Raw genomic sequence first — 17876 nt, 5'->3', positions numbered from 1 at the left:
CAACCACCCAGGAAAGGTCCAGTGAGTTCCCAGTCCCCTACCGCAGGATGGAACACATGACCGGCGTGCCCACAGAACAGAAACCCGAGGCCAGGGTGCTGGTCGTGGACGACGAACCGATGATCGTCGAACTGCTGTCGGTGAGTCTGCGCTACCAGGGATTCGAGGTGGACACCGCGGCCGACGGCGCGCAGGCGCTGGACAAGGCGCGCGGTTTCCGCCCGCAGGCGCTCATCGTCGACGTGATGATGCCGGGTATGGACGGATTCGGACTGTTGCGCCGGTTGCGCGCCGACGGTGTCGACGCACCGGTCCTGTTCCTCACCGCGCGCGACGAGGTGCAGGACAAGGTCGCGGGACTCACCCTCGGCGCCGACGACTACATCACCAAACCGTTCAGCCTCGAGGAGGTGGTTGCGCGGCTGCGCGTGGTCCTGCGCCGCGCTGGCCACGCCGCGCCCGCGCCGAAGAATTCGCGGCTGCGGTTCGAGGACATCGAACTCGACGACGACACGCACGAGGTCTGGAAGGCCGGTGAACCGGTCGCGTTGTCGCCCACCGAATTCACGCTGCTGCGCTATTTCATGGTCAACGCGGGCACCGTGCTGAGCAAACCGCGCATCCTGGATCACGTGTGGCGCTACGACTTCGGCGGCGAGGTCGGCGTGGTCGAGACCTACGTGTCCTATCTGCGCAAGAAGGTCGACACCGAGCAGCGCTTGATCCATACGCTGCGCGGCGTCGGCTATGTCATGCGCGCGGCCCGCCCGGCCGGGCAGTGAGCCGGACCGCTCCCGCACGACGCCCGCGCCGGGCGATAAGCGAACCGGCCCGCTCGGCGACGATCCTGCGGCGTGTCCGCGACGGGTTCGCCGCGGTGCCGCTTCGGGTCGCGCTCGTGCTCGCCCTGGTGGCGCTGTCCGGTCTCGGTCTGCTGATATCGGGCACGCTCGTCACCTCCGGACTCGAACAGTCGCTCACCAGCCGCACCGACCAGCAGTTGCGCGAGGGGGCACTGGAATGGTCACGTCGGTTGCGTCCGCCCACGCCGATCACGCAGCCGCCGGATTCGCGGCATCCGCCGAGCCAGTTCTACGTGAAGGCGCAGAGTACGGGCGACGCGGCCGGGATGGGCGCGGTGCAGATCTCGGTGCAGGCGTTCGGCGTCGACGCGGAGCCCGCGCTGCCCGCGATTCCGGCCGAACTGCCCGCCAATACCCGCGCCGAGGTCACCGGACCGACGACGGTGCCGTCGGTCGGGGATTCTCCCGTCCGGTGGCGGACGCTGTCGCTGCGCACCCAGGACGGCGTCACCACCGTCGCGCTGCCGCTGACGCAGAACAGCGATACCGTGCACCGGCTGGTCATCCTGCAATTGGCGGTCGGCGCGGCGGTGCTGGCCGTCCTCGCGGTGGCCGCGTATTTCGCGATCCGTCGCAGTCTGCGCCCGCTGCGCCGGGTCGAGAACATCGCCGCCGCCATCGCGCGCGGCGATCTGCACCGCCGGGTGCCGGTGCGCGGCACCAATACCGAGGTCGATCGGCTGTCGCGGTCGCTCAACGGCATGCTGGCCCAGATCCAGTCGGCGTTCAAGGCGACCGAGGCGTCCGAAGCGGCGGCCAGGCAGTCCGAGGCGAATATGCGGCGCTTCGTCGCCGACGCCAGTCACGAATTGCGCACGCCGCTCACGACGATCCGCGGATTCGCGGAACTCTACCGACAGGGCGCCACCACCGATCCCGCGCTGTTCATGGCACGGATCGAAACCGAGGCCCAGCGGATGGGTCTGCTGGTCGAGGATCTGCTGATGCTTGCCCGCCTGGATGCCCAGCGTCCGCTCGAACGCGGCCAGGTGGACCTGCTCGCACTCGCCAGCGACGCCGTGCACAACGCCCGCGCGGTCGCCGCCGCCACCGCACCGGAGAACCCTAGGCCCATCGCCTTGGAAATCCGTTCCGGGGAAGGCACATTGGAGATCGAGGGCGACGCGGAGCGGTTACGTCAGGTGCTGGGCAACCTCCTGAACAACGCCCTCACCCACACCCCGCCCGACGCGGCGGTCACTGTGCGTCTGACCCCTCGAAAGCACGACGTCCGTCTGGAAGTCGCCGACACCGGCCCCGGCCTGCCCGAAGACGAGGCCGCGCGCATATTCGAACGCTTCTACCGCACCGACACCTCGCGCACGCGTGCCAGCGGTGGCACCGGCCTCGGCCTGTCCATCGTGCAGGCGCTGGTCAGCGCGCACGGCGGGACGGTCACGGTCGACAGCGTGGTGGGCGAGGGCACGACCTTCACCGTCACCCTGCCGCGCTGAGGACCGATCAACGCGGGCCCTTCGAGCCCCCAGCGTCCGACACCCACCTACCCGCCACGAGTCCTACCAGCAGCCTTGTCCACCACCGAGCGATCGACACCCACCCCGCCCGGCGCGAGCCCTACGAGCACCCCGGTCACAGCCCCGTCCCGCGTTCGAACGCAATCGGTCATCGACCGGTGTGGCGCCGTGATCAACAAAGCCACCACAGGCGCGAGCCTTACGAGCGCCCTGTTCGCGGCCCGTCTCGCGTTCGAGCGGTCGAAGCGCACGCGACGAAGTCGCGAGTCTCGACCGCTCGAACGCGAGACATCAAGGGGCCGCGAACCCGCGGCCCCCGGGCCGCCGATTACACAGGGTTCACCGAGTCGACCAGCCAGCGGTTGTCCGTCTTGTCCAGCGTGACGCGCACCCGGCTGCCCGTGGTCGTGCCCTGCGGGGTGTCCTTGCTCGTGGTCACCTGGTTGAGGAAGAGCAGCACGACGACGTGGGACCGCTCGGCCTCGACGACGCCACCGGCCTGCGTGGTCGCGTTGACGGTGAGCTGCTTCTCCTTGGCGCCGGGCGCGATGGCCTGGGTGATCAGCTTCAGGTAGTCCTCGCGGAAACTCGCCGACAGGTTGTCGGCGGCCTTCGGCAATTCGGTGTCGACGGTGCCGTAGTCGTAGGTGAACATGGCCGACACCGTGCGCTGCGCCGCGGTCACCGCCTCGTCGCGCGCGACCTCGGTCCGCTGATGGTCCCAGTATCGGAAACCGTTGATACCCATGATGATCACCGCGGCGGCGATCACCACGCCCGCGATACCCGCGCCGACCAGTCCCAGTTTTCCCGAGAGGATCCTCATGCCACGAACTCCACCTTCGACGCGGTCAGACCGGTATCGCCCCTGGACACGGTGACCCGGAATCGGTAGTACCGCGTCTGCGGCTCGGCCTGGCCCGCGTTGCTCAACGTCTGCTTCGCCGCGACGAGCACCTGTGCCGAATTCTCGTCGTCCTGCTGGATCGCGGCCTCGACGACCTCGCCGTTCGAGACGACCTTGGCCTGCTGCACGATGCTCATGAACGGATCGACACGCCCGTCGAATTCGGTTTTGAACTGCCCTGACGCCAGCGACAGGATCCGGTCGATATCGGCCTTGGCCGAATCCGCGCGGATCGTCGTCAGGTTCAGCACCGCCTGGCGCGCGGTCTGCACGTATTCCGCACGTCGCTCGTCGCGCACGTTCGTCGTGTGCACCAGGAAGATCGACGTGCCAGCGCCGACCACCGTCAGCAGTACCAGCACGGCGGCGGCGACCACGGTCACGACGCGTCCGACCCGGCGCTTCGGCTTCTCGACGGTGGCGTCGGCATCGGATTTCGTCAGGTCGACCGGGGTGTCGGTGTCGTCCGATTCGTCGGCTTCGCCTGCCTTCGACTCGGCGGTCGACGGTGGCTTCTTCGCTGTCACCACCGACTTCGCCGCGACGCCCCACGGCTTAGTCGTAGTGTCCGCCACGACGTCGCCGTAACCGCCGACGGACTTCGACGCCGCTTTCTCCCCGGCATCGCTTCCCGCCTTCTCGACGGCGTCGACACCGCCGGTCCGAGCCGCGGCGGTCACGCCCGCCGCGGCAGGTACCTTCTCGGCATTCACCGCGGTGACGCCGGACGGACCGTCGTCCTCCTCCACCGGAGGACCGACCGAACGGACCGCTCGCCTGCGCACGCGGTGGTTATCGCCGTTGATATCACTCATCGTTGCTGCTCCTCGAGCATCGCTTGCCAACTCGACGGTACCGTTCCCGAGCCGCCGGGGCCGACATCTCCCTGACGGTAGGTCCGGCCGTCAGGGCCGATGTACACACCGGTCGACGGGTCGTAGGATCTGGCCGCCGCCGGTGTGCGGTACGAGGCGGGCGCGGTCGGCGCCTCGTCGGGCGTCTCGGCGCTCGCGGGTGCGACCGGCTGCACGGGTCCGAACGGCGGGTTGTTGCCCTCGGGCACGAATCCGGTCCGGCACAGTTCCGGCGTAGGTGCGCGCACCCCCGGGAATTCCGCGCACGGGGTATTCCTGATGCCGCGCACCGCGATCGGCGAATCCTGCGGCACCTTGCAGTAGAGGCCGGGCGGGGTGTCGATGGAATCCAATTCGCTCGGCGAGCGGCGCTGGTCGGCGGGCAGGAATCCGGTCGTACAGGCGGGCGGATCGTTGACCACCGCCATGAAGTCGACCATCGCGCCGTATTTGGCGGGCCCGCGGATGATGGTGCGCAAGGCCGCGATCAGCGGCGGGAAGACGACGAGAAGTTGTTCGATACCCGCGTGATAGGTGACGGCGACCTGACCCAGGCTCACCAGATTGGTCAGCAGGATCGGCAGGGTCGGTTGCAGCGACTGGAACTGCTCGGTGACCCGCTGCATGGCCGAAGGGCCGTCCTGGAGCAGGCTGCGCAGCGACGGGTCGTGCGCGCGCAACGTGTTGGTGACCGTCGCCAGATCCGCGGTCCAGGAACGGATCGCGGCGTCGGATTCGATCTGGGTGTCCAGCAGCGGACCGAGTTGGTCGAGCAGCTCTTTCGTCGGCTCGGTGTTGTTCTGCGCTTCCTGCACCAGTAGCGACGCGGAATCGATGAAACGTTGCAGATCGGGACCCGCGCCGTTGAACGCGCGGAACGCCTCGTCGATCACCTGCCGCAGCCTGGTGTCGGCGACGCTGGACAGCAGCCGGTCGGTCTGGTCGAGCAGCGATCCGACATCCTGCGGCAATTTGGTGCGCTGCACCGGGATCACCGAGCCGTCGGAGAGGTTGCCGCCCCGAGGATTGTCGACCGGGACCAGGTCGACGTACTGTTCGCCGATCGCCGAGACGCTGCGCACCCAGGCGTCCACATCGGCGGGGATCTTGTAGTCGCTGTCGATGGACAGTTTCGCGTCGACGCCCTCGTCGGTGAGCACCACGTCCTTCACCACGCCGACGTTCGTGCCGCGATAGGCGACATTGGCCTGCTGGTACAGGCCACCGGTCGCGGCGAGTCGCACCGTGACGTCGTAGCGGCCGATGCCGAACATGGCGGGCAGTTTGACGTAGACCCCACCCATCACGACCAGGCCGATCACGGTCAGGATGGCGAAGATGGTCAGCTGACCGCGGACGAATTTGGTGAGCGTCATCGGCCCGTACCCCCCTGTGGCGCGGTATTTCCGGGCAGCGGAACCGTCAGGCCCGGAATGGCGGGCAGGCCGGGGATGGGCGGCAGGCCCGGCAGCGTCGGCGTGGGCGAGGCGCCCGCGTCGGGCGTCGGCAGCAATGGCCCGGTCGCGGGATTACCGCCCTGCGCGGCGGAATCGGGGGCGAAACTGCCGATCACGCCTTCGACGCCGCCGAAACGCCCGCCGAGCGGGGTTCCGGTCAGCCAGTTGGAATCGAGCCTGCGCCCGGTCATGTCGACGGTGATGAACAGGTTCATGTAGTCGCCCTTGATCGCGTTGCCGATGTTCTTGATCGGGAACGGGAAGGTGGGCAGGATCTTCAGCGATTCGATGAGGTTGACGCCGGTATCGGCCAGGGTCTGGAGCACCGGGCCGAGGCTGCGCAGATTCGCCTTCAGATCCTCACCGCTCTCGTTGACGATGCGGTCGGCCACATCGCTGAGTTCACCGAGGGAGGTCACCGCGGCGGTGATGTTCGCGGTGCGGTCGGCCAGGATCGTCAGCGCGGGGTGGATCTGGTCGATGGCCCGTGCCACCACGTCACGCTGATCGGCGAATTGCCCGGCGAGGCGGTCGAGTCCGCTCATGGCCGAGATGATGTCCTCGCGCTGTTTGTCCAGGCCGGTCGCCAGCGTCGCCAGTTGCGGCAGCAGGTCGCGGATATCGTCCTCGCGCCCGGTCAGAGCGGAATTCAGTTCGCGGGTAATGGTTTCCAGCTGTGAGATGCCGCCGCCGTTGAGGACGACCGACAGCGAGGAGAGCACCTGTTCGGTGGTCGGGTAGGCCCCGGCCCGCGACAGCGGGATGACGTCGCCGCCGCGCAACTCGCCCACCGGGGCCGCGTCCTCGGGCGGTCCGAGTTCGACGTGATTGCTGCCGAGCAGACTGGTCTGGCCGATCTTCGCCACCGCGTTCGCGGGCAGCCGGACGTCACGGTCGAGTGCGACGGTGACGAGCGCGTGCCAGTCCTGCACCTCGATGCCGGTGACGGTGCCGACGGTGACATCGTCGACCCGGACCGGCGAATTCTTGGTCAGGGTGGTCACATTCGGCATCTGGATCTGGATCCGATAGCCGTCGGTGCCCTCGGTGCCCGGCAGGGGAAGCGAGTTCAACCCGTCCCATTCGCATCCGGAGACGCCGAGCGTCACCGCAAGACCTACGGCGAGTGCGGCGACCCGCCGCATCGAACGCGGGCGCGTCATCGGTTTCCTCCCGGAATGGCGAGTCCGGCAACACCGTCGGGCACGGTCACCTGCGGTGAGGTCTGACCCTCCAGGCTCGGATCGCTGTAGACGATCTGGTCGGGGAACGCGTGCACGCCGGTGGCCGGATTCAGCAGGATGGGCGCGTAGTTCATGGCGACCGAGCTGATCACCGGCGCCAGGTACTGCGCGCACAGGTCGGCGCTGCGATCGGACTGGTCGTATTCGAGCGCGCGGATGGAACCGCACAGGAAGCTGAGCGGGTCGGCCGTGTTGTTCAGCGCGATCGCACCGGTCAGCGTGCCCTGCGCGGGTTTGTAGATCTGGTAGAAGTTCACCAGCGCGGTCGGCCCGGAATGCAGCACCCGCTCGAGTTCCGGACGCTTGTCGACCAGCAATTGGGTCACGTCGCTCAACCGCGTGACGCCTTCGGTGAGTTCGGCTCCGCTGCCGTCGAGGAACCGTTTCACATCGGCCAGCGCGATATCGAGATTGTCCAGTCCCGCGCCGAGATCGGCCGAGGTGTCGCCGAGTACTTCCGACACCGAGGCCAGCCTGCTGCCGAATTGCACGATCTGCTCGTTGCTGCCGGACAGCACCTCGACGAATTTCTGCAAATTGCGGATGGTGCCGAACAGATCGGTCCGACCGTCGGACAGGGTGTTCAGCGTCGCCGACAATTCATGCAGGGTGTCGCGCAGTCTTTGGCCGTTGCCGTCCAGATTGTCGGCGGCGGTGTTCACGAATCGTCCGAACGAGCCCTGTTCGTCGTCGCCGACCGGCCCGAGGGCGGTGGCGAGTTTGGACAGTTCGGCCTTGATGTCGTCCCATTCGACCGGGATCGCGGTGTGCTCGATCGGAATCGTCGCGTCGTCGGCCATTTTCGGGCCGCCGGTGTAGGCGGGGGCCAATTGGATGAACCGGGCCGAGACCAGCGAGGGCGAGATGATCACCGCGCGCGCGTCGGCCGGAATGTCGACACCCCGGTCGATCGTCACTGTGACGCGCACCTGCTCGCGGCCCGGCTCGATCTTGTCGATGGTGCCGACCTTGACGCCGAGCACGCGCACATCGTCACCCTCGTACAGCGCGCTCGTCGACGGGAAGTAGGCGGTGATCGTGGTCTTGCCGATCCTGGTGACACCGGTGTAGACAGCGAACGCGACGAGCGCGGCTACCAGCACTCCCGCCGTGATCAACGCCCAGCGCGGCAGTGTCCGTACTCCGTTCAACTTGCTCATCGCGGTGGATCCTCTTCCGCAGGCCCGATCGACGGCGGCGCCGGGTGGGTGAAAATATTGCGCAGATCGTTGGGCAGCTGTTCCGGCCAGACCAGTGCGTCGACCAATGGCCGCAACTCGGTACTCGTCGCGTTGACCACGTAGGCGTTGAACCACGGGCCGTTGCCGACCTGTTCGCCGAGCGCCGCCGCGTACGGGCCGACGCTGTCGAGCGCGTCGCTGAGGTTCTGCTTATTGCGCTGGAGCAGGTTCAACACCGAATTCAGGCGGTCCAGCGCCGATTTCAGCAGCGGCTCGTTATCGGAGACCAGACCGGACAGCTGGAGCGATACCTGATTCACGTACACGATGAGCTGGCCGATCGCGCCGCGTCGACGTTCGAGTTCGCCGAGCAGGTTGTTGCCGTCGAGCAGCAGCGCGTTGATCTGGTCGCTGCGGTCGGCGAGGATCTTGGTGACGCTCTGCGCCCTGGTCAGCAGATCCGACAGCGCCTGGTCGCGGGCGTTGATACTGCGCGACAGCGCCGTGACCCCGTCCAGCGCGGACCGCAACGGCGCGGGGGTGTCGGCGAAGGTCTCCGACAGCGCGTCCAGGGTTTGGTCGACCTTGTCCATATCGAGTTCGCCGATGGTGCTGCCGAGATCGCCCAGCGCTTCGTTGAGCGAATACGGGGAGGTGGTGCGTTCCAGCGGGATCGTGTCGTCCACCCGCAGCGCGCCCGAACCCTGCGGCGTCACCTCGAGCGATTTGCGACCGAGCACCGTATTGGTCTTGATCGCCGCGGAAGTCTTCTGTCCCAACACGATCGACTCGTCGAGGCTGAATCGCACGAGCACCTTGTCGCCGTCGAGTTCGACCTTCTCGACCCGACCGCTGCGCACCCCCGCGACCTGGACCGCGTCACCGGGCAGCAGGCCGCCCGCGTCGGTGAAATTCGCGGTGAAGGTGGCGCCGCCGCGGATGAAGGGCAGCCGATCGAATTGCAGGGCGGACAGGGCGATCGCGAGGCCGACGACGATGCCGACGATACCGATGGTGATCGCGGGCGAACGCTTCTCACTCATTGGGCGTACACCTTCCTGTCGCCTGCAAACCCGGCATCTTGACCTCCAGGGTTTGCCCGTTCGGGCCGTCGACCAGGAAATTCGTGCCGCAGACGTAGAGCTGTAGGAAGGAGCCGTAAGCGCCGATGCGGATGAGCTTCTTATAGGTTTCGGGCAGCCGCTCGATCACCCATTGCACGGTGTCCGAGCCTTCGTCGAGGTTGGTGGCGAGTCGGCCGGTCTGCTCGATGGTGTTGCGCAGATCCGGACGCGCCGTCGCCAGCAGATCGGTGAGATCCCTTGTGGCCCCGGCGATTCTGGGCAGCGCGTCGCCGATCGGATCGCGATTCGCGGACAGTCCGCTCACCAGTCGCTGCAATTCGTCGAGAGTCGTGCCGAATTGGTCGCCGCGCTCGTCGATGGTCCGCAGGACGGTGTTCAGATTGTCGATCACGCTGCCGATCAGTTCGTCGCGTTCGGACAGCGTCTTGGTGAACGAGCCGCCGCTGTTGAGCAATTGGACCAGCGTGCCGCCCTGGCCCTGGAAGATCTGCAACAGCGCGCCGGTCAGATCGTTGACCTGGGTCGGATCGAGTCCGCGCAGCAGCGGTTTGAAACCGCCGAGCAGCAGATCCAGATCGAGCGCGGGTGAGGTCCGATCCGTCCCCATGGTCGCGCCCGAGCGCATGACCTCGGCCGAACCCGGTCCCTCCATGAGTTCCAGATATCTGTCGCCGACCAGATTCTCGTATTTGATGGTCGCCCGAGTGCTGGTGAGCAGGGTGTATTTCCGGTCGACGTCGAATTCGAGGTGCGCCTGGTGGTCCTTGCCCACCTTCACCGAACTCACCGAACCGACCGGCACACCGGCGATACGCACCTTCGCACCCGGCAGAATTCCCGAGGAACTGGTGAACACCGCGTTGTAACCGTGTTCACGCGAGAAACGCATCTGGCTGAAGACGATGGCCAGGCCCGCGAAGACCAGGGCCATGACCAGGGTGAAAATAGTCAGTTTGACCGTTGTCGCGGTGTTCTTCACAGCTTGTCCACCCCTGGCAGCCCGGCGAACAACAACTGGAACACCTTGGGACCCTCGTTGATTGTGATCGGACCGGTATTCGGCACATACGGCGCGCCCTGGTTGGTATCGGTGACCAGGTAATCGGAATGGCTTTCCGGCGCCCGGTCGACGACACCCTCGCAATGCGGGCCGCCGGTGGCGTTCACCTTCGGCAGGTCGTTCGGATAGGTGTAGGGCTTCGAGCCGAACATGAAGTTGGTATTCATGCCGACGCCGGGCAGCACGCCACCGAAGACTTCCTCGGCCAACGGCATCAATCCGCCGACCCCGGTGATCACACAGTTCAACGCCGGTGCGTACTCGTTCAGCAGCGCGGATGTCGGCCGGAGCAGATCCAGCGCGGTGACCAGATTGTTCTCGTTCTGGCGCAGGACCGCGCCCGTGGTGTCGGCCAGCCCGATCACATTCGTCAGCACCGCGTCCAGGTTGTCCTGTTCGTCGATGAAGGTACGGCTGGTGAGCGTCGCGTTGTCGACCGTGCGCAGCAGGTCGCCGACGGTGTCGGAATAGATTCCCGTCACCTCGGTCGTCTTGTTCAGATCCTGTTGCAGGGTCGGCAGATAGGGGTTGATCTCGCGCAGGTAGGCGTCACTGCGGGAGAGCAGATCGCCGAGTTTCGCCCCGCGGCCCTCCAGCGCCGTGCCGAGCGCGGTCAGGGTGGCGTTGAGTTTCTCCGGGTCCAACTGGGCCAGCACATCGGACAGATGCTGGAACAGGGTGTTGAATTCGACGGTCACCCGCGAGGCGGACACCGTGGAGCCCGGTTTCAGCGAGGTCGACGCGGGCTCGTCGGGAATGATGAAATTGACGTACTTCGCGCCGAACACCGTGGTCGACCTGATATCGACGCCCGCGTTGGACGGCACCATCTTCAATTTGTCCGGCGATACCTCGAGGCGCAGCCGCGCGCCGTCCTCGGCGTATTCGACCGATGCCACCCGGCCTATCTCGACCCCGCGCACCTTTACTTTCGCGTCGGTGTCGAGGACGAGACCGCTGCGCGGCGCCTCGACCAGGATTTTCGAGGTCGGGGTGAAACCACCGACGAACATGACCATCGCGACGGCAACCACCGCGACCAGTGCGAGCACCATCGCCAGACCGGCCAATTTCAGGCCGAGCCCGCCGCTCAGCGCGCGCTTCAGACCATTTTCTGAATGCTTCGAATCCGCCATTTGTCGCTTTACCCGGAGAGATGGAAGTTGCCGGAGGTGCCGTAGATGGCCAGGGAGATCAGCAGGGTCACCGTGACCACCGCGACCAGCGAGGACCGCACCGCGTTACCGACCGCGATACCGACGCCGACGGGGCCGCCCGCCGCGTTGTAGCCGTAGTAGGTGTGGATCATCATGACCGCGAGTGCCATGAAGATCGCCTGAGCGAATGACCAGAGAATATCGCTCGGGATGAGGAACGTAGAGAAATAGTGGTCGTACACGCCCGCCGACTGTCCGTAGATGACGACGGTGGCGAATCGGGCCGCGAGGAACGAGGCGATCACCGCCAGCGCGTACAGCGGGATGATCGCGATCATCCCCGCCAGCACCCTGGTGCCGACCAGGTACGGGATGGGCCGGATGGCCATCGATTCGAGTGCGTCGATCTCCTCGGCCACCCGCATCGCACCGAGTTGGGCGGTGGAACCGGCGCCGATCGTCGCCGCCAGCCCGATCCCCGAGATCACCGGCGCCGCGATGCGGACGTTGATGAAGGCGGAGAAGAAGCCGGTGAGCGCCTCGACGCCGATATTGCCGAGTGAGCTGTACCCCTGGACGGCGATCGTGCCGCCCGCGAACAGCGTGAGGAAGCCGACGATCACGACGGTGCCGCCGATGACGGCCAGCGCGCCGGAACCCATGCTGATCTCGGCGATGAGCCGGATGGTCTCGGTGCGGTAGTTCCGCAGTGCCCGTGGGATGGACGCCAGCGTCTGCCCGTAGAACACGGCCTGTTTGCCGACCGAGTCCAACGAGTCGGAGAACCGGCGCACCCGCCGGACCGTCCGGGGGAAACGGGATTGGATCACCAGTGCCATCGGGTCACCGCACCGTGAATTTGATGCCGACGGCGGTGACGACGACGTTCACCACGAACAACGCCATGAACGCGAACACCACGGTCTGGTTGACCGCGTCACCGACACTCTTGGGACCACCCTTGACGTTCAGGCCCAGATAACAGGCGACCAGACCGGCGATCAGCCCGAACAGACCGGCTTTGACCTCGGAGATGATCAGTTCCGGCAGGTGGGTCAGCAGCGTGATGCCGTTGACGAACGCGCCCGGGTTCACATCCTGGAGCAGTACCGAGAACAGGAAGCCGCCGACGATGCCGATGGTGCAGACCAGGCTGTTCAGCATCAGCGCGACGAACATGGAGGCCAGCACCCTGGGCACCACGAGTCGTTGTACCGGATCGATGCCGAGGACCCGCATGGCGTCGATCTCTTCGCGGATCGTCCTGGCCCCGAGGTCTGCGCAGATCGCGGTGGCGCCCGCACCCGCCACGATCAGCACCGTGACGATCGGACCGACCTGGGTGACGGCGCCGAAGGCCGCCCCCGCGCCGCTGAGGTCGGCGGCGCCGATCTCGCGAAGCAGGATATTCAGCGTGAAGCTCACCAGCACGGTGAACGGGATCGCGACCAGCAGGGTCGGCACGAGGGACACCCGTGCGATGAACCAGGACTGATCGATGAACTCACGCGCTTGGAAGGGCCTGCGGATGCTCGCGCGGGCGACGTCGGCGCTGAGTTCGAAGAACCCTCCGACTGCCCGCAGCGGCACGGCAAGGACCTCGTTCATCCGCGATCCTCCTTGCTCAACGTGCTCGTGTTACGTGCGACACGGCCCACCGAAGGGCCGCGTCGCCGGAATGATTAGAACATGTTCATTTTTGAGATGCGAGCTTTTCATGGTTTTGAACTGCTATTTTCCTCTAAAAGAGGGTCTGAAGTTGTAACACGTATCAGAAATGACCTGCGCCCCGGCTGTGAGCCGTCACACACATCACTAGACTCCCATGTGTACCAAGTGTCTGGGTCGGGATCAAGAATTGGACAACCGATCAGTACGAACCGAAGGCAGCTGCCATCGGTCCGGCGTCAGCCGAGATCGTAGAGCGCGGACGCGGAGAAGGTCTGGTTCACCGGACGATCGGCGAAATAGCCCCCGAGCGTGTCGGCGAGAGCTTCGGGATTCCACTCTTCACCCTCGGCGTCGAAACGCCGCTCGACCACGGGCGCGGCCATCAACGCGACCATCGGCCCGTAGACGACGAACAGCTGCCCGCTGATCGCGTCGGCGGCCGGTGAGGCCAGATAGGCCACCAAACGGGCCACGTGGTCGGGAGAGAGCGGATCGACGCCCGCGTCCGGCGCGGCACTGAAAGAGGCCTCGGTCATCGCCGTACGCGCTCGCGGCGCGATGGCGTTGGCACGTACCCCCACTTTCGCCAGCGCGCGCGCCGCGGTGAGCGTCAGCGCGGTGATACCCGCCTTGGCCGCGCCGTAGTTCCCCTGCCCCGGCGGGCCGAGTAGACCGGCTTCGGAGGAGGTGTTGATCAGACGTCCGTATACCGGAGCGCCCGACTCCTTGAACTTCGCGCGCCAATAGGCGGCGGCATTTCGGGTGAGCAGGAAATGTCCGCGCAGGTGCACGGCGACGACCGCGTCGAAATCCTCGTCGGACATGTTGAACAGCATCCGGTCGCGGGTGATGCCCGCGTTGTTGACCACGATGTCCACGCCGCCGAACGCCTCGTTCGCCACCCGGATCAGCGCGTCGGCGGTTGACCGTTCCGCGATACTGCCCGCGACGAATTCGGCCTTGGCGCCCAGCGCCCTGATCTCGGCGAGGGTCGCCGCCACCACATCGCTGTCGGCCAGATCGTTGACCACCACCGAGGCGCCCGCGGCGGCCAAGGCGAGCGCCTCGGCCTTACCGAGTCCGGCCCCCGCGCCGGTGACGATCGCTACCTTGCCCGCCAGATCGACCGCGGATTCGCTCACACCGTCGGTCATGACACCGCCCCGTTCCGCTCGACGATGTCGCGCGCACCGCGCGATGGGTTTCCGGTTCGCACGCTTCGCTCACTCACCGGGCCGACTTTAGAACGTGTTCCTACCGATGGGCAAGCAGTATTCATTCCAGCTTCAGCGCGGCCTTCGGACACTGGGCCACCGCGTCCCGCACATCGGCGAGCAGGTTCTCCGGTACCTCGCCTCCATGCACGTGCAACTGGTCGTCGTCATCGAGTTCGAACACGTCGGGGGCGAATCCGACGCATATTCCGTTGGCCTCGCACTGGTCGAAATCGACGGTCACCTTCATGAAAAACTCCTCGCCGAGCACTCAACTGCCTACTGTTCGAAGCCTACAAGCCGGGGGCGGCGCGTGCGCGGCCAATGACCGGGTTCGCGGTCAATACTGGAACATGTTTCAGTCGATATGCAATCATCGGATCAACCGAATCCAACGAAGGCTCGAGGTTTTGCCATGCGCATTGCGTATACGCCGCAGCAGGAGCAGCTCCGCGCGGAGCTGCGCGACTACTTCGCGCGGCTCATGACACCCGAGCGCCGGGAAGCGCTGAGCGCGACGACCGGCGAATACGGGCACGGCAACGTCTACCGTGAGGTCGTACAGGACATGGGCCGCGACGGCTGGCTCACCCTCGCCTGGCCCGAAGAATACGGCGGTCAGGACCGCCCCGTCATGGATCAGCTGATCTTCACCGACGAAGCGGCCATCGCCGGCGCACCGGTGCCGTTCCTGACCATCAACTCCGTCGCGCCGACGATCATGCACTACGGCAGCGAGGAGCAGAAGAAGTTCTTCCTGCCCAAGATCGCCGCGGGTGAACTGCATTTCGCGATCGGCTACTCCGAGCCCGGCGCGGGCACCGACCTGGCGAGCCTGCGCACCAGCGCGGTACGCGACGGCGACGACTACGTGATCAACGGCCAGAAGATGTGGACCAGCCTGATCGCCTACGCCGACTACATCTGGCTGGCCGTTCGCACCGACACCGGCGCGAAGAAGCACAAGGGCATCAGCATGCTCATCGTGCCGACCAGCGCCGAGGGTTTCTCCTGGACGCCGGTGCACACCATGGCGGGCCCCGACACCAGCGCCACCTACTACCAGGACGTCCGGGTTCCGGTGAGTTCGCTGGTCGGGCAGGAACACGGCGGCTGGTCGCTGATCACCAACCAGCTCAACCACGAGCGGGTCGCGCTCACCTCGGCGGGACCGCTCGGCGTCGCGTTGAACCAGACCATCGAATGGGCGCGCGCCACCAAGGCGGGCGACGGTTCGCGCGTCATCGACCGGGAATGGGTGCAACTCAACCTCGCGAAGGTCTACGCGAAACTCGAATACCTGAAGTTGCTCAACTGGGAGATCGCCAGCCGCGCCGACGCGGGCGGTGACGCGGCCCCGCGGCCGTGGGACGCCTCGACCTGCAAGGTGTACGGCACCGAACTGGCCACCGAGGCCTACCGGCTGCTGATGGAGGTGCTCGGCCCCCAGGCCTACCTGCGCCAGGACTCCCCCGGCGCGCAGCTGCGCGGACGGCTCGAACGCTTCCATCGCGCCGCGCTGATCCTCACCTTCGGTGGCGGCACCAACGAGGTCCAGCGCGACATCATCGCCATGACCGCGCTGCGCCAGCCCGCCTCGGCCCGCTGACAGACTTCGGAAAGCAGGGAAGACCCATGGATTTCACCCAGACCGAGGCCCAGGGCGATCTCGCCCGCCTCACCGCCGAGGTGACCGGCAAACTCGTGACCGCCGACCGACTGCGCGAACTCGACAGCGCCGGACGTTTCGACGACGCGCTGTGGCAGGCGCTCGCCGAAACCGGCGTACTCGCGGCGGCGCTGCCCGAGAGTGCGGGCGGCGGCGATTTCGGCGTGCTCGAACAGAGCGCCGTACTGCGCGAGCTCGGCAAATCGGTGGCCGCGGTGCCGTACCTGTGGTCGATCGTCGTCGCCGCGAACGCGCTGGCGGCATTCGGTGACGACACCCAGCGCGAGCTGGCTCGGCGGGCGGGCGCGGGCGAGATCGTGCTGACCGCCGCGCTGGCCGAGGAATACAACTGGGAGCCGACCCGACCGGTGACCGTCGCCAGGCAGGACGCGGGCGGCTGGCTGGTCACCGGATCCAAGATCACCGTGCCGCACGCCGACCGCGCCGCCCGAATCCTGGTTCCCGCGAACGTCTCCGGCGTTCCCGCGATCTTCCTCGTCGATCCCGCCCACACCACCGTGCACTCGACCTTGCAGCAGGTGGTCGACTGGAGCGCCGAATACTCCGTCGAATTGACCGACACCCCCGCCGAATTGGTCGCGACGGTCGAATCCGGCGCGCAGATCCTGGACTGGCTCCTCGGCCGCGCGTGGCTCGGACTGGCCGCCCAGCAACTCGGCACCCTGGAGAAGGCCCTCGACCTGGTCGCCGAATACGCCCGCGAGCGTGAACAATTCGGCAAACCGATCGGCTCCTTCCAGGCCGTCGCCCAGCGCCTCGCCGACGCCTACATCGACGTACAGGGCCTGCGCCTGGCCGTCACCCAGGCGGCCTGGCGACTGTCGGAGAACCTGCCCGCGGGCGAAGCCGTGCACACCGCCAAGTTCTGGGCCGCCGACGCGGGCCACCGGGTCGCCCACACCCTCGTGCACGTGCACGGCGGCGTCGGCATCGACCGCGACCACATCGTGCACAACTACTTCACCGCCGCCAAACACAACGAATTCGCCCTCGGCCCCGCCACCGACCACCTCCGCGGCCTCGGCGCCCTCCTGGCCGACCCCGCCTGACCCCTCGTCCAAGCCGGACCCACCGCACCTGCGGTGGGTCTGGCGATCGACGGCTACCGACGCCGATCGGTCTGCCGTGGATGCCCGGTACCGGCCAGCGTGAGGTACAGCGTTCGACTCTCGTCATCGATCGCATACCAGATGCGACCGCCACCGGTGATCTCGTACTGCCACTGCTCCAGTTCGACACCACCCAATTTGATCGACTTCACGTTGAACTTCAGCCGATGCTGCCTCGACGGATCGGCGACACTGCGTGGATCAGCGGTGATGTCGACCCACGCCCGGTCGAGATTGCCGGGTGCCTGAGCAAGCAGGTCGGCCCAACCGCGTGCGGCATCCAGGTTGTGTACCAGCACTCGCCACGGCCGCGGTCGCGGAACCTCGTCTCCCCTGCGCAACTTCATCGGCCGCGCCCCGGGCGGTCCACCTCGACGAAATCGGCCGTATCGAACGGACCGGCAAGGCGATGCGCCAGCTCGGGTTGGGCGTAGATCTCGGCGGTGTGCTGCCACGCGATCAGATCGCGGGCGAACGGTGTGAAGAGCCCGGTGGCCGCACCGGCGATCAGATGATCGAGCAGTTCGGAGATCGCCTCGCCGCGTCCTTCCTCCGGTAGCCATTTCAGCCACGGGAGTTCCTCGGAGAAGACCTCTTCGGCCAGGCTCCGATTGGACCTGGCGATGATCGCGACAGTTCTCGCCAGCAGGCCGATCGCGGCTTCCTTGGCCTCGAACCGCTCGGACCTCGACAGCACCAGATTCTCGGCATCGCGCCGCTCCAGAACGACGTCGGCATCGTCCAAGGCCGGAAATACCGACGTCTGCTTGCGGATGAGGTCACTGAACGGGAAAACGCGAGCGGTCATACACCCAAGGGTACACAGAATGCTGAAGTAGTTCAGTTAACGCGAATCGGGGGTGTGAGTGCCGGTCAGGTAGCGCTGGAGGGTGGGGGCCAGGTCGGTGA

The 17876-nt window shown here is 66.5% G+C and carries 18 protein-coding genes; 4 read left to right on the top strand and 14 right to left on the bottom strand.

Annotated features, from left to right (window positions below):
- Window positions 1-56 precede the first annotated feature (56 nt).
- Window positions 57-782 (top strand): response regulator transcription factor, encoded by a 726-nt coding sequence (locus JZ792_RS31300; protein WP_216916336.1) that lies wholly within the window; start codon window positions 57-59, stop codon window positions 780-782.
- Window positions 783-877: 95 nt separating this feature from the next.
- Window positions 878-2317 (top strand): sensor histidine kinase, encoded by a 1440-nt coding sequence (locus JZ792_RS31295; RefSeq protein WP_216916374.1) that lies wholly within the window; start codon window positions 878-880, stop codon window positions 2315-2317.
- A 349-nt stretch (window positions 2318-2666) separates the two neighbouring features.
- Here the strand turns inward: JZ792_RS31295 and JZ792_RS31290 are convergent, their stop codons facing one another.
- From JZ792_RS31290 to JZ792_RS31235, 12 genes are all read right to left on the bottom strand, one after another.
- Window positions 2667-3164 (bottom strand): h domain protein, encoded by a 498-nt coding sequence (locus JZ792_RS31290; protein WP_216916334.1) that lies wholly within the window; start codon window positions 3162-3164, stop codon window positions 2667-2669.
- Window positions 3161-4060 carry an Rv1363c family protein gene (locus JZ792_RS31285; RefSeq protein ID WP_216916332.1) on the bottom strand — a complete coding sequence of 300 codons (900 nt, stop codon included), beginning with the start codon at window positions 4058-4060 and terminating at the stop codon, window positions 3161-3163. Before JZ792_RS31285 ends, JZ792_RS31290 begins: the two co-directional genes overlap by 4 nt.
- Window positions 4057-5475: an MCE family protein gene (locus JZ792_RS31280; protein ID WP_216916330.1), complete on the bottom strand. Its 1419-nt coding sequence runs from the start codon at window positions 5473-5475 to the stop codon at window positions 4057-4059. Before JZ792_RS31280 ends, JZ792_RS31285 begins: the two co-directional genes overlap by 4 nt.
- Window positions 5472-6719, bottom strand: a complete 1248-nt coding sequence (locus JZ792_RS31275; RefSeq protein WP_216916327.1) for an MCE family protein — start codon at window positions 6717-6719, stop codon at window positions 5472-5474. Before JZ792_RS31275 ends, JZ792_RS31280 begins: the two co-directional genes overlap by 4 nt.
- Window positions 6716-7960, bottom strand: a complete 1245-nt coding sequence (locus JZ792_RS31270) for an MCE family protein (RefSeq protein WP_109525195.1) — start codon at window positions 7958-7960, stop codon at window positions 6716-6718. The genes JZ792_RS31275 and JZ792_RS31270 overlap by 4 nt, the downstream gene beginning before the upstream one ends.
- On the bottom strand, window positions 7957-9024 hold the full coding sequence (locus tag JZ792_RS31265) for an MCE family protein (protein WP_216916325.1): 1068 nt from the start codon (window positions 9022-9024) through the stop codon (window positions 7957-7959). Before JZ792_RS31265 ends, JZ792_RS31270 begins: the two co-directional genes overlap by 4 nt.
- Window positions 9017-10045: an MCE family protein gene (locus JZ792_RS31260; protein ID WP_216916323.1), complete on the bottom strand. Its 1029-nt coding sequence runs from the start codon at window positions 10043-10045 to the stop codon at window positions 9017-9019. Before JZ792_RS31260 ends, JZ792_RS31265 begins: the two co-directional genes overlap by 8 nt.
- Window positions 10042-11262: an MCE family protein gene (locus JZ792_RS31255; RefSeq protein ID WP_216916320.1), complete on the bottom strand. Its 1221-nt coding sequence runs from the start codon at window positions 11260-11262 to the stop codon at window positions 10042-10044. Before JZ792_RS31255 ends, JZ792_RS31260 begins: the two co-directional genes overlap by 4 nt.
- Window positions 11263-11270: 8 nt before the next feature.
- Complete coding sequence (locus JZ792_RS31250) at window positions 11271-12122, bottom strand: MlaE family ABC transporter permease (protein WP_216916318.1); 852 nt, start codon at window positions 12120-12122, stop codon at window positions 11271-11273.
- Window positions 12123-12126: 4 nt separating this feature from the next.
- Window positions 12127-12891, bottom strand: coding sequence for an MlaE family ABC transporter permease (locus JZ792_RS31245; protein ID WP_216916315.1), 765 nt, complete (start codon window positions 12889-12891; stop codon window positions 12127-12129).
- 299 nt (window positions 12892-13190) lie between these two features.
- Window positions 13191-14108, bottom strand: a complete 918-nt coding sequence (locus JZ792_RS31240) for a 3-oxoacyl-ACP reductase (RefSeq protein WP_216916313.1) — start codon at window positions 14106-14108, stop codon at window positions 13191-13193.
- A 121-nt stretch (window positions 14109-14229) separates the two neighbouring features.
- Window positions 14230-14418 carry a ferredoxin gene (locus JZ792_RS31235; RefSeq protein ID WP_216916311.1) on the bottom strand — a complete coding sequence of 63 codons (189 nt, stop codon included), beginning with the start codon at window positions 14416-14418 and terminating at the stop codon, window positions 14230-14232.
- A 165-nt stretch (window positions 14419-14583) separates the two neighbouring features.
- Between JZ792_RS31235 and JZ792_RS31230 the strand changes: the two genes are divergently transcribed.
- Both JZ792_RS31230 and JZ792_RS31225 read left to right on the top strand, forming a co-directional pair.
- Window positions 14584-15777, top strand: a complete 1194-nt coding sequence (locus JZ792_RS31230; protein ID WP_216916309.1) for an acyl-CoA dehydrogenase family protein — start codon at window positions 14584-14586, stop codon at window positions 15775-15777.
- A gap of 26 nt (window positions 15778-15803) precedes the next feature.
- The gene (locus JZ792_RS31225) at window positions 15804-16907 is read left to right on the top strand and encodes an acyl-CoA dehydrogenase family protein (protein ID WP_216916306.1); all 1104 of its coding nucleotides are present in this window, start codon (window positions 15804-15806) and stop codon (window positions 16905-16907) included.
- Window positions 16908-16960: 53 nt separating this feature from the next.
- On the opposite strand, the gene JZ792_RS31220 is transcribed toward JZ792_RS31225, so the two are convergent.
- A complete protein-coding gene (locus JZ792_RS31220; protein WP_216916303.1) occupies window positions 16961-17314 on the bottom strand; it encodes a hypothetical protein in 354 nt (117 codons plus the stop codon).
- Entirely contained in the window at window positions 17311-17775 is a 465-nt protein-coding gene (locus JZ792_RS31215; protein WP_216916300.1) for a hypothetical protein, read from the bottom strand. The genes JZ792_RS31220 and JZ792_RS31215 overlap by 4 nt, the downstream gene beginning before the upstream one ends.
- Between the last annotated feature and the right edge of the window lie 101 nt (window positions 17776-17876).

Origin of the sequence: Nocardia noduli (assembly GCF_019038455.1) — a bacterium.
Taxonomy (GTDB): domain Bacteria; phylum Actinomycetota; class Actinomycetes; order Mycobacteriales; family Mycobacteriaceae; genus Nocardia; species Nocardia noduli.
The sequence above is the reverse complement of the archived record's forward strand: the minus strand, read 5'-3'. Positions and strand labels throughout refer to the sequence as shown.

Excerpts from the sequence above, each read along its gene's own strand:
- JZ792_RS31275 (WP_216916327.1), bottom strand. The coding sequence starts at position 6,719 with ATGACGCGCCCGCGTTCGATGCGGCGGGTCGCCGCACTCGCCGTAGGT.
- JZ792_RS31280 (WP_216916330.1), bottom strand. The coding sequence starts at position 5,475 with ATGACGCTCACCAAATTCGTCCGCGGTCAGCTGACCATCTTCGCCATC.
- JZ792_RS31240 (WP_216916313.1), bottom strand. The coding sequence starts at position 14,108 with ATGACCGACGGTGTGAGCGAATCCGCGGTCGATCTGGCGGGCAAGGTA.
- JZ792_RS31290 (WP_216916334.1), bottom strand. The coding sequence starts at position 3,164 with ATGAGGATCCTCTCGGGAAAACTGGGACTGGTCGGCGCGGGTATCGCG.
- JZ792_RS31250 (WP_216916318.1), bottom strand. The coding sequence starts at position 12,122 with ATGGCACTGGTGATCCAATCCCGTTTCCCCCGGACGGTCCGGCGGGTG.
- JZ792_RS31270 (WP_109525195.1), bottom strand. The coding sequence starts at position 7,960 with ATGAGCAAGTTGAACGGAGTACGGACACTGCCGCGCTGGGCGTTGATC.
- JZ792_RS31300 (WP_216916336.1), top strand. The coding sequence starts at position 57 with ATGACCGGCGTGCCCACAGAACAGAAACCCGAGGCCAGGGTGCTGGTC.
- JZ792_RS31265 (WP_216916325.1), bottom strand. The coding sequence starts at position 9,024 with ATGAGTGAGAAGCGTTCGCCCGCGATCACCATCGGTATCGTCGGCATC.
- JZ792_RS31215 (WP_216916300.1), bottom strand. The coding sequence starts at position 17,775 with ATGACCGCTCGCGTTTTCCCGTTCAGTGACCTCATCCGCAAGCAGACG.
- JZ792_RS31225 (WP_216916306.1), top strand. The coding sequence starts at position 15,804 with ATGGATTTCACCCAGACCGAGGCCCAGGGCGATCTCGCCCGCCTCACC.
- JZ792_RS31255 (WP_216916320.1), bottom strand. The coding sequence starts at position 11,262 with ATGGCGGATTCGAAGCATTCAGAAAATGGTCTGAAGCGCGCGCTGAGC.
- JZ792_RS31220 (WP_216916303.1), bottom strand. The coding sequence starts at position 17,314 with ATGAAGTTGCGCAGGGGAGACGAGGTTCCGCGACCGCGGCCGTGGCGA.
- JZ792_RS31285 (WP_216916332.1), bottom strand. The coding sequence starts at position 4,060 with ATGAGTGATATCAACGGCGATAACCACCGCGTGCGCAGGCGAGCGGTC.
- JZ792_RS31230 (WP_216916309.1), top strand. The coding sequence starts at position 14,584 with ATGCGCATTGCGTATACGCCGCAGCAGGAGCAGCTCCGCGCGGAGCTG.
- JZ792_RS31235 (WP_216916311.1), bottom strand. The coding sequence starts at position 14,418 with ATGAAGGTGACCGTCGATTTCGACCAGTGCGAGGCCAACGGAATATGC.
- JZ792_RS31245 (WP_216916315.1), bottom strand. The coding sequence starts at position 12,891 with ATGAACGAGGTCCTTGCCGTGCCGCTGCGGGCAGTCGGAGGGTTCTTC.